Here is a 14,225-nt window from a genome sequence, read left to right on the forward strand (position 1 = left end):
TCACGGAGTACCACGCAATGTCTGAGAACCACCGCAAGCAGTTCTGGTCCCGCCGCAAGGTCCTCACCACGGCGGTCGGCGGTTCCGCCGCTGCCGCGGCCGGCGCCTTCGGGATCACCCAGGCGGCCACCGCCGGTACCACCGCCAGCGCCGCAGGCGATGTCGTCGGCAAGGTCAGCGTCGGCTACCAGGGCTGGTTCGCCTGTACCGGCGACAATGCGCCGATCAACTGCTGGTGGCACTGGAGCCCCAACGCCCAGCAGTCGCCGTCCCCCTCGAACACCGGCATCAAGTCCTGGCCGGACGTGCGGGAGTACACCACGACGTACAAGACGGCCTACGCCAACCTCGGCAACGGTCAGTCTCCCTCGTTGTTCTCCTCCTACGACCAGCAGACGGTGAACACGCACTTCCTGTGGATGCAGCAGAACGGCATCGACACGGCAGCGCTCCAGCGCTTCAACCCGGTCGGCGGCGAGGGCCCGACCCGCGACGCGATGACGACCAAGGTGCGCAGCGCGGCGGAGGCGTACGGCCGGAAGTTCTACGTCATGTACGACGTCACCGGCTGGACGAACATGCAGTCCGAGATCAAGACGGACTGGACCAACAAGATGAAGGCGCACACCGCCTCCTCGGCCTACGCGACGCAGAACGGCAAGCCGGTCGTCTGCATATGGGGCTTCGGCTTCAACGACTCCAACCACAACTTCTCGGCCGCGGCCTGCCTGGACGTCGTCAACTGGTTCAAGAGCCAGGGTTGTTACGTCATCGGTGGCGTGCCGACCTGGTGGCGCACCGGCACCAGCGACTCCCGCGCCGGATTCAGCGACGTCTACCACGCCTTCAACATGCTCACCCCATGGCTGGTCGGCCGGATCGGCAACATCGCCGACGCCGACAACTTCTACACCAACGCCACCGTGCCCGATGTCGCGGACTGCTCCGCGCACGGCATCGACTACCAGCCCTGCGTACTGCCCGGAGACCTGCAGGAACGGCAGCGGGTGCATGGCGACTTCATGTGGCGGCAGTTCTACAACATGGTCCGCGCCGGGGTGCAGGGCATCTACATCTCGATGTACGACGAGTACAACGAGGGCAACCAGATCGCCAAGACCGCCGAGACGCAGTCCTGGGTCCCCACCAACGCCAGCATGCTCACGCTCGACGAGGACGGCACCGCCTGCTCCTCCGACTACTACCTGCGGCTGACCGGTGACGGCGGGAAGATGCTCAAGGGCACGATCGCGCTGACCGCGACCCGCCCCACCAAGCCGGTCATCTCCTCCACGGCCTCGACCCCCGCCACCGTCAACTCGTACGTGGGCAAGACGATCACCCTGCGCGCCAAGGCCAACGACGCCTACGTGACCGCCGACGACGGGGGCGCCGAATCGCTGGTCGCCAACCGCACCTCCGTCGGCGACTGGGAGAAATTCGACGTGTTCGACGCCGGTGACGGCAACATCGCGCTGCGCTCCCACGCCAACGACAACTTCGTCACCGCCGAGGACGCCGGCGCCAAGCCTCTGATCGCCAACCGCACGGCGATCGGCTCGTACGAGACCTTCCAGCTGATCACCAACTCCAGCGGCACGGTCAGCCTGCGCGCGCGTATCAACGCCAAGTACATCACCGCGGACAATGCCGGGGCGGACCCGCTGATCGCCAACCGCACCAGTATCGGCAACTGGGAGCAGTTCGACATCGCCACCGTGTGAGGCCGCCGCCGGTCGATTCGGGCTTCCCCGGACCGGCCGGCCCGCGGAGGGTACCCGGATTTGCCCCGAATCATCGCCTGCCAACGGTACGGGGCAGCGGCGGCCGCACGGCACGGCGATCACCCGGCTGACACGCGCCAAGTCCCTTTACAGTCAGTCGAAATGCTGTGCCAGACTACGGTGATCACATCGTTGCTGATCCCTGCTGACGCCGGAGCCCGCCATGACGACCGACACCCCCCGCCCGCCGCAGATAGACACCAGCAAGGCACATCCCGCGAGGGTCTACGACTGGCTCCTGGGCGGCAAGGACAACTACCCCGTCGACGAGGCCCTGGGTGAGAAACTGCCGCCCGAGGCACGTGACGGGGCCCGGCAGAACCGTCAGTTCATGCACCGGGCGGCCGCCTGGCTCGCCACTCAGGGCATCGACCAGTTCCTCGACATCGGCACCGGCATCCCCACACAGCCGAATCTGCACCAGATCGTCCAGCAGATCGCGCCGACCGCGAAGGTCGTCTACACCGACAACGACCCGATCGTGCTGCGGCATGCGGAAGCGCTGCTGATCAGCACTGCGGAGGGCGCCACCGACTACATCCAGGCCGATGTGCGGCAGCCGGACGCGATACTCGAACGCGCCCGTGCCGTACTGGACTTCGACCGCCCGATCGCGCTGTCCCTGATCGCCCTGATGCACTTCATCACCGACGACCAGGACGCGCACGGCATCGTCCGCAACCTGGTCGCGACCCTCCCCTCGGGCAGCCATCTCGTGCTGTCACACGCCGCATCCGACCTCTTCCCGGAGTTGGCGGCCCAGGTCACCGCCCAGTACGCCAAGGGCGGCATCGCGCTCGGTTTCCGCACCCGCCCCGAGGTCGCCCGCTTCTTCGACGGCCTGGAACTGATCGAACCCGGCCTGACGACGGCCCCGGAATGGTTCAAGTCGACGCCGGCGCCCGAGCCCGAGGGCAGTGGTATCTACGCCGCCGTCGCACGCATCCCCTGACAGCCCGCCACCGTCCCTGAAGCGGTCGCCGTCTAACCCCTGCGCCGCAGCCGTGCCGAGAGATGGTGCTGCAACGGCTCACCGACCGCCGCGAGATCGTGGACGAAGGTGAGCGTGTCGTCGTCGGTCAGCGCGTAGCGGCGGCGGGTCGCGTTGACCTCCTTCGCGGTGGGAGTGAGCGCCACCTCGTGGGTGGCGAGGTCGACCGTGCCGTCGGTCGCCCGGCCGACCGCGATCTCCGCGATACCGGTGGGCTGGGTGATCAGTGCCTCCACCCGGCCGTCCGGCTGGAGCCGCCACCAGCCGCTCTCCCGGGCCGACGGGCGCAGCGGTGCGTCGTCGGCGTCCAACAGCCAGGCACGGGCCTCGTAGCGGAGGAAGGGGCGGCCGTCGTGGCTGAAGGTGACCTCCTGCGCGTACGCGAAGTCCTCGACGAGGGTGGGATATTCGCCGTTCCCCCGGCCGTACCAGGTACCCAGGAGCCCGAGCACGGGCGAGAGCAGCGCGTGCGGGGCGGGCGCCTCGTCCGGTCGGTGACCATCGGGGTACGGGTATGCCGGTGCGGGGTCGAACACGGTGCGCGCTCCTGGGATCGGGTCCGGGGCTGATGTCGGGTCGAAGCCTAGGGTGTCGGTCCGGCCGGTGACGGACGGGGCCGGATGCCCGCCCCGTCACCGTCGTCCGTGGCTCCGGCCCGGCCCGGCCCGCAACAGCGGGGAACCGGCTGTGCCGACACGTACATCACATCCGCTGCCAAACGTCAGCGCGTCCGGGTTCGCGTTCGCTCACCAGCCGCCTCCCCATCGCTTCGGTGCAGCTCCGCACCCACGACGCGGGTGCACAGCACCACGGCGATGGCCGCGACCACCACGAACACGAGCATCACCGTGCGCGCGGCCACGTACTGGGAGGCGATGCCCAGTACCACCACGGGAACCGACAGTCCGATGTAGGCGCCGAGGAAGAAGCCGGCGAGCACCTCGGCGCGTGACTCGGACGGGGCGGTGGATCCGGCGGCGCCGAGTGCGCCGCGGAAGGCCAGGCCGCCGCCGGCGCCACTGAGCACTCCGCCGATCACGAACATCGTCAGGCTGGGCAGCCACATCCCGCCCGCCAGGAGCGCGAGACCCGGGACGAGTACCAGCGGGCCGACCCGCAGAGTGCGCTGTAGCCCGGCTCGGCTCAACGCGATCTGGGCGAGCGCGCCTGCGGCGAACGCGGCGAACGCCACGGCGCCGGCCACCGCGTGCGAGTCCTGGTGCATGGTGCCGGCCAGGAACGACGGAGCCAGCGAGTTGAACACACCGAAGACCGCGAACGCTGCCATGCCCGCGGCGATGGCGCCGAAGAAGGTCCGGCGGGCGTGCCCCGGCACCGAGACGCGCTGCGGCCGGTAACGCGGCGCGGGGACCGGGCGGTCGGCCGTCTCGGGTGAGACCGCGACGAGTACGGCAAGCACGGACAGGACAACGGCGAACAGGATGTACGGCAGCCGCAGCGGTTGCGGCGCGTACTGGGCCAGCAGTCCGGAAATCAGTGGCCCGACGCCGATGCCGCCCAGGTTCGCCGCGGTCGCCACGACCTGGGCACGGCGGGGAGAGCCCTTGTCGCCGCCGGACGCTCCGAGGTGCAGTTCGGCGAGGTAGGCGGTGGCCGTCGCGGTGGTCAGACCCACCGACACCCCGCTGACGACCCGGGCCACGAGGAGTCCGGGCAGGCTGGGCTCGAAGAGGAAGATCAGCGCGCTGGCCACGTTGACCAGTAGCGCGGGCACGAACACGTTCTTGCGGCCCACCCAGTCGGACACATGGCCGCCGAAGAACAGACTGGCGATCACCCCGACCGCGTACACGGCGTAGACGACGGTCAGCATGATCGTGGAGAAATGATCACGTTGCTGGTAGAGCACATAAAGGGGCGTCGGTACTGCCGAGAATCCCATGTTCAGCAGAAAGGCCACCGTGGCGGCCCAGAACCCGAACGAATGGTGCCGGAGTCGCCGCACGTGCGCGGGGTGACCCTCTCCCTGCTCGTGTCCGACGGTGATGACAGAAGTCATGACGTGGTTCCTTATCGCATGGCCGAGGGGCGAGCGCAGCATCGCCGCCGCGTCTCCCCCTGAGCGTCCGCCCACCACGGTTATGCTGTCCAACGAAAACTGGGCATGACGGTGATGAATCTGGAGCATGACATGGAGCTGCGGCACCTGGAACACTTCGTCGCTGTCGCCGAGGAGCGCAGCTTCACCCGCGCCGCAGCGGGCCTGCACCTCGTGCAGTCGGCGCTGTCCGTGTCGATCCGGTCGCTGGAGCGCGAGCTCGGCGGCCGGCTGTTCGACCGCACCACCCACTACGTCAAGCTCACCGACGCCGGCCGGGCGCTGCTCGTCGAGGCGCGCAACGCGCTGGCCGCTGCTGACGCCGCCCGGGACGCCGTCGCCGCGGTGCACGGCGGGCTCCGCGGGACCGTGCGGGTCGGCATCATGCACTCGATGACGCTGATCGACCTGGCCGCCGTACTGACCCGCTATCACCGGGAACGGCCGCAGGTGCAGATCGTCCCGAGCGCCGCCCAGGGCGGGTCCACCGAGTTGGCACGCCAGGTGATCGACGGCAGGCTCGATCTGGCCTTCGCCGCCCTTCCCAGCGACTATCCGCCCGGTCTGACGGTGCACCCGCTGGCCTCAGAGCCGATGCTGCTGGCCTGTCCGGAGGACCACCCGTTGGCCCGCCGCCGTGTAGTCCCACTCGCCGAACTCGACGGCGAGCGGTTCGTGGACTTTCCGCCGGGGTGGGGCACTCGGCTCGGCGTCGACCGGCTGTTCCTGGAATCCGGGGTGCGGCGCGAGGTCACCGTGGAGGTGGCCGACGTCCCCACGGTCGTGGAACTGGTCAGGGCGGGTTTCGGCTTCGCGTTCCTGAGCGAGTCGCTGGCCTCCGGCTCCCGTGCGGTCGCCCTCCGGCCGGTGCGACCGGAACCGGCGTTCGTGATCTCCCTCGTCACAGCGTCCGACCGTCGCCCGTCCGCCGCCGCCCAGGCGCTCATCGACCTCATACTGACCACGTTCACGGGCCCGAAACCGAGCGCCTGATCAGGCGCAGGTGCTCAGCGGTCCCGCGCCCGCTGCCCCGCCTCACTCCGCCCGCGGAGCCGCCGTACTCGCGCGGATCACCAGTTCGGGGTCGAAGAGGAGTTCACCGACGGGGACGTCGCGGTTGCCGACCAGGGCGATGACGCTTCGGGCCACCTCCGAGGCCAGGCGGTCGGCCGGCTGACGGACGGTGGTGAGCGGTGGGTCCACGAAGTCCATGATCATGGCGCCGTCGTAGCCCACGACGGACACGTCGCGCGGGACGTCGTACCCCTGGCGGCGTGCCCCGCGGATCGCGCCCAGGGCCATGTAGTCGCTGGCGGCGACGATGGCCGTGGCGCCGCGGCCAAGGAGCGAGATCGCGGCGGACTGGCCGCCCTCCACGGTGTAGGACTGGCGGACCACCCACTGCTCCGGGTCCTCGACACCGCGTTTGGCGAGCGAGGAGAGGAAGCCGCTGACCCGGCGGTCGGCCGGGCGGTTGCCGACCGGGCCCGATGCCATGCCGATGCGGCGGTGGCCGAGCCGGTGGAGGTGGTCGACGGCGAGTTCGGCGGCCAGCAGGTCATCGGTGGAGAAGACCGGCGCCTCCCCCACGCCCTCGAACTGGCCGTTGACGCCGACGAACGGGATCCGCCGGGAGCGCAGGAGTTCGTACGCCTCCGGGTCCGCGCCCTCGATCGTGTTGCTGGCCGAGAGGAAGACGACGGCGGCGACTCCCCGGTCGGCGAGTGAGGTCACGAAGTCCAACTCCTGCACGCCGCCCGGGAAGCACGGGCACAGGATGGTCTTGAGGCCGTGCGGGGCGAGGGTGGACTCGATCCGTTCGCAGACGTCGGCGAAGAACGGGTTGGAGACGAACTCGGTGATGACCGCGATGAGTTGACCCCGTGTCTGCCGCTCGTACCCGAGGTCGGCCATGGCCTGCTCGACCGCCTCGCGGGTCTTGCGGGACACGCCCTGGCGCCGGTTGATGACGCGGCTGACCGTGGCCTCGCTCACCCGTGCCCGGTCCGCGACCTCGGTGATGCCGACCTTCATGCGTTTCCCTCCGCCACCCTTAGTGCCAGCAGCCCCGAGCGAGGTACGGGCACGATGTGCAGCCCCGGTGCCGGCGACCGTTCGCAGTCGTCGATGATACGGCCACGCTCGTCACGGACGGTCATGCGCAACGGGCGTCGGCCGCCGGTCACCTCGATCACCAGGCGGTCCGAAGCCGTGCCGTTGACCAGGGTGATGTCGTCGTACGCGACGGTGTCGACGGGCACGACGCGGTCGCTGTGCACGGTGGCGACGCAGACGGTTCCGCGCACCGCGGTGACCAGGGTGTAGAGATCGTCGGGGCGGCCGGGTTCGACGTCTCCGTGCAGCAGCACCGGCCGCAGCCGCCGCCACTCGGCGAGCCAGAACGCCAGCGTCTCGCGGTGCTCGCGGGACAGGCCGGTCAGCCGTACGGAGATCTGCGGCACGCTGTGCAGGGAACCGATCAACTGCCGGGCCACCGCGTGGGCGGGCGCGTCCCGGTCCCACAGGAGCATGTCGCCGTGGACGGCGCCGCCGACGGCGAGCATCGCGGTGTCGAGTGTCCGCACCCGGTTGCCGGTGGCGTCGCCCGGGCAGTCGAAGGAGCGCAGCATGTTGCCGAACGGGGCCATGCCGGGGCCGACGTACGGCTGGCGCAGTTCCAGCAGCAACTCGCCATCGGGGCGCAGCTCTTCGAGCGCGGCGCGCAGATCGGTGAGCAGGACGGTCATGGCCTGGCCGACGTCGCTGATGTCGGTGCCTTCGTGATGGGCGTGCGGGCCGTCGCCGCGGTACGCCATGGCCTCGTCCAGAAAGTCGATCTTGAGCCCGTCCAGGCCGTGGTCGGCGACCAGCCGGGTGCACAGGCGGATGACGTGGTCGCGGACCTCGGGACGGCGCGGGTCGAGGACGTGGGCGCCCGGGACACCGGCGGGCGCGGGGGCGTAGGGGGCGAGCCGCTCCGCGCAGTCGGCGCCGGGGCCGAGCAGCAGCGGCGCGACCCAGGCCAGGTAGCGCAGGCCCTCACCACGTACGGCGGACACGTGCGCGGTGAAGTCGGGGAACTTGGTCGGGTCGGGGCGCCAGTCGCCGCACCCGGCGTACCCGCGACCGTTGCCGTACTTCTGCCAGCCGTCGTCGAGGATGAGTACCTCGCAGCCGAGGGTGGCGGCGGCGCGGGCTTCGGCCTCGACCGACGCGGCGTCCACGCGCTGGTTGAAGGCGTACCAGGTGGAGTAGACGGGCGCCCGGGCACTGTCGGGGACGGGCATGGGGGCGCACTGCGGCTGCGCGGCGAACCAGTTCCGCAGCCCGCGCATGGCCGTGGCGACCGTGGGCGCCGAGCGGGCCAGCAGGACGCGGCGCGGGCCGCCGTCGGGTGCGGGAGCCAGGTGCAGGTGCACCACGTGGGTGTCGTTCTCCTCCGAGACCCCGAAGACGACATCGGTCTCGGGGACCGGGTCGGCGACGGCGAAGGTAAGGCGCGTACGGCCGTCGTGGTCGTAGAGGCAGCCCGCGGCGGTGCCGTCGACGAGGCTGACGCGCGAGCGGCCCGCCCAGTCGGCGACGAGGGTGCGCTCCCAGCCGGCGCCCGGGTGCCAGTAGCCGGCCGCGTCGCCCAGGGGCACGCTCATCCGCACCTCCGTCGGAGCCGGACCGCCATCGGTCCGGATCTCCAACAGCGCCTGCCCGTCGCCGAGTTCGGTCACCGTCCAGTGCGCGTGGGTGTCCGGCGCGTGGGCGAGGACCGCGATACGGATGCCGTCGAGGAGTGGCTCGTAGCGCGCCGGGGGGAGTTCGGCCGTGGTGACGGGCTGGGTGGTCACGCCGTGGGTGACACGCTGGGTGGTGCTGAGGGTCATTGCGGGGATCATTCCTTCACGGCACCGGCGAGGAGCCCGGAGACGAAGTGGCGCTGGAGTGCGAGGAAGACGAGGGCCATCGGGATCGCGGCGAGGGCCGTGCCGGTGAGCAGGGCGCCGTAGTCGGTCTGGTCCAGGCCCTGGAGGGACGCCAGCGCGACGGGGATCGTGAACTCACTGGCGTCGCGCAGCACGACCAGCGGCCAGATGAAGTCGTTCCACTGGAAGAGGAACAGGAAGATGGCGAGGGCGGCCAGCGCCGGTTTCATCGGCGGCAGCACGACCTTCAGGAAGAGCCTGAACTCCCCGCAGCCGTCCATCCGCGCGGAGTCGATGAGTTCGTCGGGCAGCGCGGCCATCGACTGACGCATCAGGAAGATCCCGAACGGCAGCGCGAGGTTGGGCATGATGACGGCCTGGTAGGTGCCCAGCCACTCCAGGTCCACCATCATCTTGAACAGCGGGATCAGCGTGACCTGGGTGGGGATGACGAGCCCGAGCATCAGCAGCCCGAACAGCGCGCCGCTGCCGCGGAAGCGGAACTTGGCGAAGCCGTATCCGGCCAGCGTGCAGATCGCTCCGGCGGCAATCGTGTAAATGACCGTGATGAGGAGCGAGTTGACGATGACCTGGCTGAACTGCGCGGACGACTCGAGGGTGGAGAGGTTGTCCATCAGGTGTCCGCCGGGCAGCAGCGGGGGCGGACTGTCGAAGATCTCCTTGGAGCTGTGGGTGGCGGCGGTGATCAGCCAGTAGAACGGCAGCAGGACGGCCGCCACGGCGATGCCCAGCGAGGAGGTCAGCAGGAGGGAGCGCGAACGGGGCGTGCGGCCGGACCGCGGCCGGGTGGCGGTGAGGGTCACGACTTCTCTCCCAGCAGGCGGAACTGCACGATGCCCAGGATGCCGATCAGGACGGTGAGGATGTACGCGACGGCCGAGGCGTAGCCGAAGTCGAAGTACTTGAAGGCGTTCTGGTAGAGGTACACGCCGATGGTGAGGGTGGCGTTGTCGGGACCGCCGCCGGTCAGGACGTACGGCTCGTCGAAGAGCTGAAGGGTGCCGATGGTGGACAGCACCGTCGTCAGCAGGAGCGCGGGCCGCAGCCCCGGCAGCGTGACGTGACGGAACGACTGCCAGGCGGATGCCCCGTCGACGGCCGCCGCGTCGTACAGCTCGGTGGGCAGCGACTGGAGCCGGGCGAGGAAGATCACCGCGTTGTAGCCGGTGTAGTGCCAGGTCAGTGCGAGGCCGAGGGAGATCCTGGCCCACAGCGGGTCGGTCAGCCAGGGGACCTCTCCGATGCCCACCAGGCCGAGCAGCCAGTTGACCAGTCCGTACTGGGTGTTGAGCAGGACGGCGAAGATGATGCCGTACGCGACGAGTCCGGTCACCGTCGGCAGGAAGAAGCCGAGCCGGAAGAAGGCGCGGCCGCGCAGGAGCGTGGAGTTGAGGGCGACGGCGATACCGACGGCCAGTGCCAGCATGACGGGAACCTGGACGACCAGGATGATCGCGGTGTTCTTCAGCGCGGTCCACAGCAGCGGATCGTCCAGCGCCCGCGTGTAGTTGCCCGCGCCCACGAACTCCTGGGTGCCGTTCACGTTCTCGTACAGGCTCATCAGGAACGACGAGCCGATCGGGTACAGCTTGAAGACGGCGAAGAGGACGAGCGCGGGGAGGATGAAGAGGTACGGAACGGCTCGTCGGCGCAGGATCCGGGCGGTGGGGCGGGGCGCGGTGGCTGGGCGGGCGGCACCGACGGTTTTCAGGGCGCCGTCGGTGGTGGTCGTGGTCATGAGGCGAGCTCCCGTCCGGTCTGGCGGGCGAGCTGGTCGGCGGCGCTGTGCAGGGCCCGGGCGGGGTCGGCGCCTTTGAGGAGTACTTGGGTCTGCGCGTCGGCGACTGTCTTGAGGGCGCGGGCGTAGTCGGCGGAGTAGTTGACGGCGGGCGAGCGGGCCTTGAGGGCGCTGAGGAAGATCTCGCCCTTGTGCTGGCCGCTGAAGAACTTCGACGGCTCGTGGAAGACGGGGGCCTCGTACGCTTTGAGTAGGGCGGGCGCGATGCCGTTGCTGCGGTAGATGGCTTCCTGCGAAGCCGGCCTGGTCAGGACGTACTCGACGAACGTCCAGGCGGCGGCCTGGTGCTTACTGGAGCCGGCGACGGCGAGATGGGTGGAGTTGACGGTCGCGGCCGTGGTGCCGCCGGGCTTCACCGCAGGCGGGAGGCGGACCTTCCACTTGCCGGATTCCTTGGGGACCAGGCCCTCGATGATGCTGCCGAACCAGGTGGGCCAGGGCAGTACGGCCGCGGTGCCGGCCTTGATGGAGTTCTCAAGGGCTGTCCAGCCGCCCGCCAGATCGCTGACCAGTCCCGCGTCGTTCATCTCCTTGATGAGGGTCATCGCGATGACGGCCTCGGGGGAACCGAGGGTGATCCGGCCCTCGGCGTCGAAGTAGAACGTGCCCTGGAGCTGGAGCAGCATCTGGAAGAAGTTGGCGGCGTCCGGCTGGGAGGCGGGCTTGTCGATACCCAGCAGGTGCACTCCGGTCTTCTTCTTGATCTTCTTCCCGGCGTCGATGGCATCGTCCCACGTCGCCAACGCCTCGCCGTCGACACCGGCGGCCTCGAAGATGTCGGCCCGGTAGTAGAACCCGGCCGAATTGGCCTCCCAGGGAAGGGCGTTGACCTTGCCCTTGCGGGTGACGGTCTGCCACATGCCGTCGGCGAAGGCGTCGCGGTAGCGGGCGGCGCCGAGCGGACCCAGGTCGGCGAGCCCGTCGGGAAACTTCTCGGTGTAGGCCGGGAGATAGTCGACGCCGATGTGCAGGACGTCCGCGAGACCCTGGCCGCCGGCCGCCATGGCAGTGGTGATCTTGTCCCAGATCGCCGGGTTGCCGATGTCCTGAACGGTGACGTCGATCCCGGGATGCTGCGCCTTGAAGGCGGGAACCAGCGCCTTCATGGCGGCGGCGGGACCCTGCCAGCTCCAGACGGTGATCTCGGCCCGGTCCGGGTCGCCGAGGCTCCCCGCCTTGGTCGCGCCCGTCACCGAACAGGCACTGAGCAACGAGGTCCCGGCGGCGAGCAGCGAACCGCCCAGCGCAAGCAGGCGTCGACGGTCCGGACCGAGTCGCGGAGGGTCGTCCGGCGGTGGCTGGTTGAGGGGCGAGGCGTCCATGGCTGCTCCGGGGGTCCGGCGAGTGCGCGGCTCTTGTGGCGCGGCTGGAAGCTAACAAGTCGCCGACCGGACTTGCAAGAGATGAGTGAAAACTTTCTGTCATTCGATCTGTTCATCGTGGCACTGGGTCTGCATTTCTTGCGCGTTTCCTGCGCATGACCATTGAATCTCCGCTTCCGCTCCTGCTAGCTTGCCGCCACTTGGCCGCCCCGCCCGCCGTCACCGAAGACCGGGAGATCCGATGAAGCCCTCAAGGCTTGTGCTGCTCACCGCTGTTGCCCTGCTCACGCCGATGGCCCCCGCGCTGTCGGCGACAGCGGCGACGGGAGCCGACGGCGCCCCCGCGTCGGACACCGCAGCCGCCTCCCCGCCCCAACTCGCCCTCAGTGACCCGGGATTCGAGAACGGCGGCACGGGCTGGACCTTCGGCGCGGGCACGGGGGTCGGCACCGGCAACCATCACGGCGGCACCCACTTCCTGTACCTCGACGCCGGGGCCGGCAAGAGCGCGCGGCAGACTCTCGTCGCGCCCCGGAACGGCAGCTACGACTTCTCCGCATGGATCGGGAGCGCGGGCACCGGCGGCACTTACACGGTCCGCGTCAACGGCAGGACCGTCGAGACGGTCACCCTGCCGGAGCGCCGCGCCTACGCCCGCTACACCATCAGCCGCGTCGAGTTGAAGGCCGGCGACCGGCTGGAGATCGCCTTCGGCTCCGGCACCGCCTGGGTCAACGCCGACGACCTGATGATCTCCCCCGCCGCGCCCGCCGATCCCAAGGTCACCTCGTCCGATCCCGAGGTCGTCGAGATGTTCGGCTGGGCCAAGAAGAAGGCCAACAGCTGGGTGCAGCTGCCCGGCACGGTGGGCCCGATCAACGTCGACGAGTACCAGACCGGCGGCACCGGCACCGCCCCCTACGCACCCTCCTACTGGGCCGGATACGCCAACCGCAGCGCCTACTACTCCCGCGACATGACCCACCAGCTCGCCGGCGCCCACATCCTCGGCCTCGACGCCGAGAACAAGACGATGCTCCGCTCGTACGCGTCATCGGCCACCGCCGAGCACAAGTACTTCCCGGTGTGGGCCCTGAACTTCGATGCCAGGACCTACCTGAGCATCGACTACAAGAGCCCGGACAACTTCGTGCGCGAGGTGCCGGCCGTCTTCGAACTCGTCGAGAAGGCCGGCCAGGCGTACCTCTGGACGGGAGACAAAAGCTACGTCGACGACCCGGCGCTGTGGGACTTCTACCGGCACTCCACCGAGGAGTTCATCGACCTGCACAACGGCGCCGTACCCAACGGCAAGGTCGAGGTCGCCGAGGGCACCGGCGAGGGTATCTTCGCCGGCGCCGCCAGCTACAACGAGCAGGACGGCGACGGCCTCGCCGAGGCCGGTGACGGCATCGCCGCGCAGTACCAGGCGTACCTGGCGATGGCCACCCTCGCGCGTGGCAAGGGCGACACCGCGCTGGCCAGGACGTACGACCGGCGCGCCGCCGACCTGAAGGAGTACTACAACGACGAATGGAGCGGCGGCGGAAGCGGAGCCGACATGGTCCGCGCGTACACCACGTCCGGCACCCCGGTCACCGGCTGGGGCAAGGAGAACAGCGTGTTCGTGCCGATGAAGCAGCTTCTCGATCCGGGCCCGCGCAACGACACCTACCTCGACTACATCCAGACGCAGGAGTTGGGGCCGGAGGGATCGCCCAACATCGAGTCGACGACGTACCTGCCCGACATGTTCTTCAGGAACAACCGCAACGACACCGCCTGGACGTGGATGAAGAAGATCTACGGCCAGCGGGAACTCCAGCACGTCAACTCGAGCCAGGGGCCCAACGGCGACTATCCCGAGGTGTCGTTCTCCCTGGTCAGCCAGACCGTCGAAGGCCTGATGGGCATCCAGCCCGACGCGGCGAACCACAAGGTGACCACGCAGTCGCGGCTCCCGTCCGGTATGAAGTGGCTCCGGACGGCGGACGTGCCCATCGGCACGAGCACGATCACCGTGCGGCACGACGGCGCGACGAAGTCCACGCTGACGAACAACGCGCGCAGCGGCGCCTACCAGTGGGAAGCCCGCTTCCAGGGCGTCCACAAGAAGATCACGGTCAATGGCGTCCCACAGCGCGTGCGGACCAAGAAGGTCGACGGGGTGACGTACACCTACGCGACGCCGACCGTGCGGGCGGGTGCGACGGCGGTGGTGCGGGTGACCGACTGACCTGGTCCCCGCTCCCCGCGGAGAGGTCCGCGAGGTCGCGGGTCACCGTCCGCGCACGGACGCCCGCACGGCCGGCCGGGACCGGCCGTGCGGGCGC

The 14,225-nt window shown here is 69.5% G+C and carries 11 protein-coding genes; 4 read left to right on the plus strand and 7 right to left on the minus strand.

The annotated features are described in order from the left end of the window. Nucleotides 1–17 precede the first annotated feature (17 nt). Nucleotides 18–1,724: a xylosidase gene (locus ACIPC1_RS17770; protein ID WP_402517920.1), complete on the plus strand. Its 1,707-nt coding sequence runs from the start codon at nucleotides 18–20 to the stop codon at nucleotides 1,722–1,724. Nucleotides 1,725–1,947: 223 nt separating this feature from the next. Next, on the plus strand, nucleotides 1,948–2,736 hold the full coding sequence (locus ACIPC1_RS17775) for an SAM-dependent methyltransferase (protein ID WP_402517922.1): 789 nt from the start codon (nucleotides 1,948–1,950) through the stop codon (nucleotides 2,734–2,736). Nucleotides 2,737–2,768: 32 nt separating this feature from the next. Here ACIPC1_RS17775 and ACIPC1_RS17780 read toward each other — a convergent pair whose 3' ends face one another. Together ACIPC1_RS17780 and ACIPC1_RS17785 are read right to left on the minus strand one after the other, a co-directional pair. After that, nucleotides 2,769–3,311 carry an FABP family protein gene (locus tag ACIPC1_RS17780; protein ID WP_402517924.1) on the minus strand — a complete coding sequence of 181 codons (543 nt, stop codon included), beginning with the start codon at nucleotides 3,309–3,311 and terminating at the stop codon, nucleotides 2,769–2,771. Between the two features lie 185 nt (nucleotides 3,312–3,496). Beyond that, nucleotides 3,497–4,795: an MFS transporter gene (locus ACIPC1_RS17785; protein WP_402517927.1), complete on the minus strand. Its 1,299-nt coding sequence runs from the start codon at nucleotides 4,793–4,795 to the stop codon at nucleotides 3,497–3,499. Nucleotides 4,796–4,900: 105 nt separating this feature from the next. Here ACIPC1_RS17785 and ACIPC1_RS17790 point away from each other — a divergent pair, with 105 nt between their 5' ends. Beyond that, a complete protein-coding gene (locus tag ACIPC1_RS17790) occupies nucleotides 4,901–5,827 on the plus strand; it encodes a LysR family transcriptional regulator (protein WP_402517929.1) in 927 nt (308 codons plus the stop codon). A 42-nt stretch (nucleotides 5,828–5,869) separates the two neighbouring features. On the opposite strand, the gene ACIPC1_RS17795 is transcribed toward ACIPC1_RS17790, so the two are convergent. From ACIPC1_RS17795 to ACIPC1_RS17815, 5 genes are read right to left on the minus strand one after another with little or no spacing between them, the layout of a single operon-like run. Further along, the gene (locus ACIPC1_RS17795; RefSeq protein WP_385729695.1) at nucleotides 5,870–6,868 is read right to left on the minus strand and encodes a LacI family DNA-binding transcriptional regulator; all 999 of its coding nucleotides are present in this window, start codon (nucleotides 6,866–6,868) and stop codon (nucleotides 5,870–5,872) included. Continuing rightward, on the minus strand, nucleotides 6,865–8,712 hold the full coding sequence (locus tag ACIPC1_RS17800) for a glycoside hydrolase family 36 protein (RefSeq protein ID WP_402517932.1): 1,848 nt from the start codon (nucleotides 8,710–8,712) through the stop codon (nucleotides 6,865–6,867). The genes ACIPC1_RS17795 and ACIPC1_RS17800 overlap by 4 nt, the downstream gene beginning before the upstream one ends. Before the next feature lie 8 nt (nucleotides 8,713–8,720). Next, nucleotides 8,721–9,575 carry a carbohydrate ABC transporter permease gene (locus tag ACIPC1_RS17805; protein ID WP_402517935.1) on the minus strand — a complete coding sequence of 285 codons (855 nt, stop codon included), beginning with the start codon at nucleotides 9,573–9,575 and terminating at the stop codon, nucleotides 8,721–8,723. Next, complete coding sequence (locus ACIPC1_RS17810) at nucleotides 9,572–10,510, minus strand: carbohydrate ABC transporter permease (RefSeq protein WP_402517938.1); 939 nt, start codon at nucleotides 10,508–10,510, stop codon at nucleotides 9,572–9,574. Before ACIPC1_RS17810 ends, ACIPC1_RS17805 begins: the two co-directional genes overlap by 4 nt. After that, nucleotides 10,507–11,892 (minus strand): ABC transporter substrate-binding protein, encoded by a 1,386-nt coding sequence (locus tag ACIPC1_RS17815; protein ID WP_402517941.1) that lies wholly within the window; start codon nucleotides 11,890–11,892, stop codon nucleotides 10,507–10,509. The genes ACIPC1_RS17810 and ACIPC1_RS17815 overlap by 4 nt, the downstream gene beginning before the upstream one ends. A gap of 241 nt (nucleotides 11,893–12,133) precedes the next feature. Between ACIPC1_RS17815 and ACIPC1_RS17820 the strand changes: the two genes are divergently transcribed. Continuing rightward, complete coding sequence (locus ACIPC1_RS17820; protein WP_402517943.1) at nucleotides 12,134–14,128, plus strand: hypothetical protein; 1,995 nt, start codon at nucleotides 12,134–12,136, stop codon at nucleotides 14,126–14,128. Nucleotides 14,129–14,225: the final 97 nt, after the last annotated feature.

The sequence above is a fragment of the Streptomyces sp. NPDC087263 genome, assembly GCF_044744645.1.
Taxonomy (GTDB): Bacteria; Actinomycetota; Actinomycetes; order Streptomycetales; family Streptomycetaceae; genus Streptomyces.

Excerpts from the sequence above, each read along its gene's own strand:
- ACIPC1_RS17795 (WP_385729695.1), bottom strand. The coding sequence starts at position 6,868 with ATGAAGGTCGGCATCACCGAGGTCGCGGACCGGGCACGGGTGAGCGAG.
- ACIPC1_RS17810 (WP_402517938.1), bottom strand. The coding sequence starts at position 10,510 with ATGACCACGACCACCACCGACGGCGCCCTGAAAACCGTCGGTGCCGCC.
- ACIPC1_RS17785 (WP_402517927.1), bottom strand. The coding sequence starts at position 4,795 with ATGACTTCTGTCATCACCGTCGGACACGAGCAGGGAGAGGGTCACCCC.
- ACIPC1_RS17815 (WP_402517941.1), bottom strand. The coding sequence starts at position 11,892 with ATGGACGCCTCGCCCCTCAACCAGCCACCGCCGGACGACCCTCCGCGA.
- ACIPC1_RS17790 (WP_402517929.1), top strand. The coding sequence starts at position 4,901 with ATGACGGTGATGAATCTGGAGCATGACATGGAGCTGCGGCACCTGGAA.
- ACIPC1_RS17770 (WP_402517920.1), top strand. The coding sequence starts at position 18 with ATGTCTGAGAACCACCGCAAGCAGTTCTGGTCCCGCCGCAAGGTCCTC.
- ACIPC1_RS17800 (WP_402517932.1), bottom strand. The coding sequence starts at position 8,712 with ATGACCCTCAGCACCACCCAGCGTGTCACCCACGGCGTGACCACCCAG.
- ACIPC1_RS17775 (WP_402517922.1), top strand. The coding sequence starts at position 1,948 with ATGACGACCGACACCCCCCGCCCGCCGCAGATAGACACCAGCAAGGCA.
- ACIPC1_RS17820 (WP_402517943.1), top strand. The coding sequence starts at position 12,134 with ATGAAGCCCTCAAGGCTTGTGCTGCTCACCGCTGTTGCCCTGCTCACG.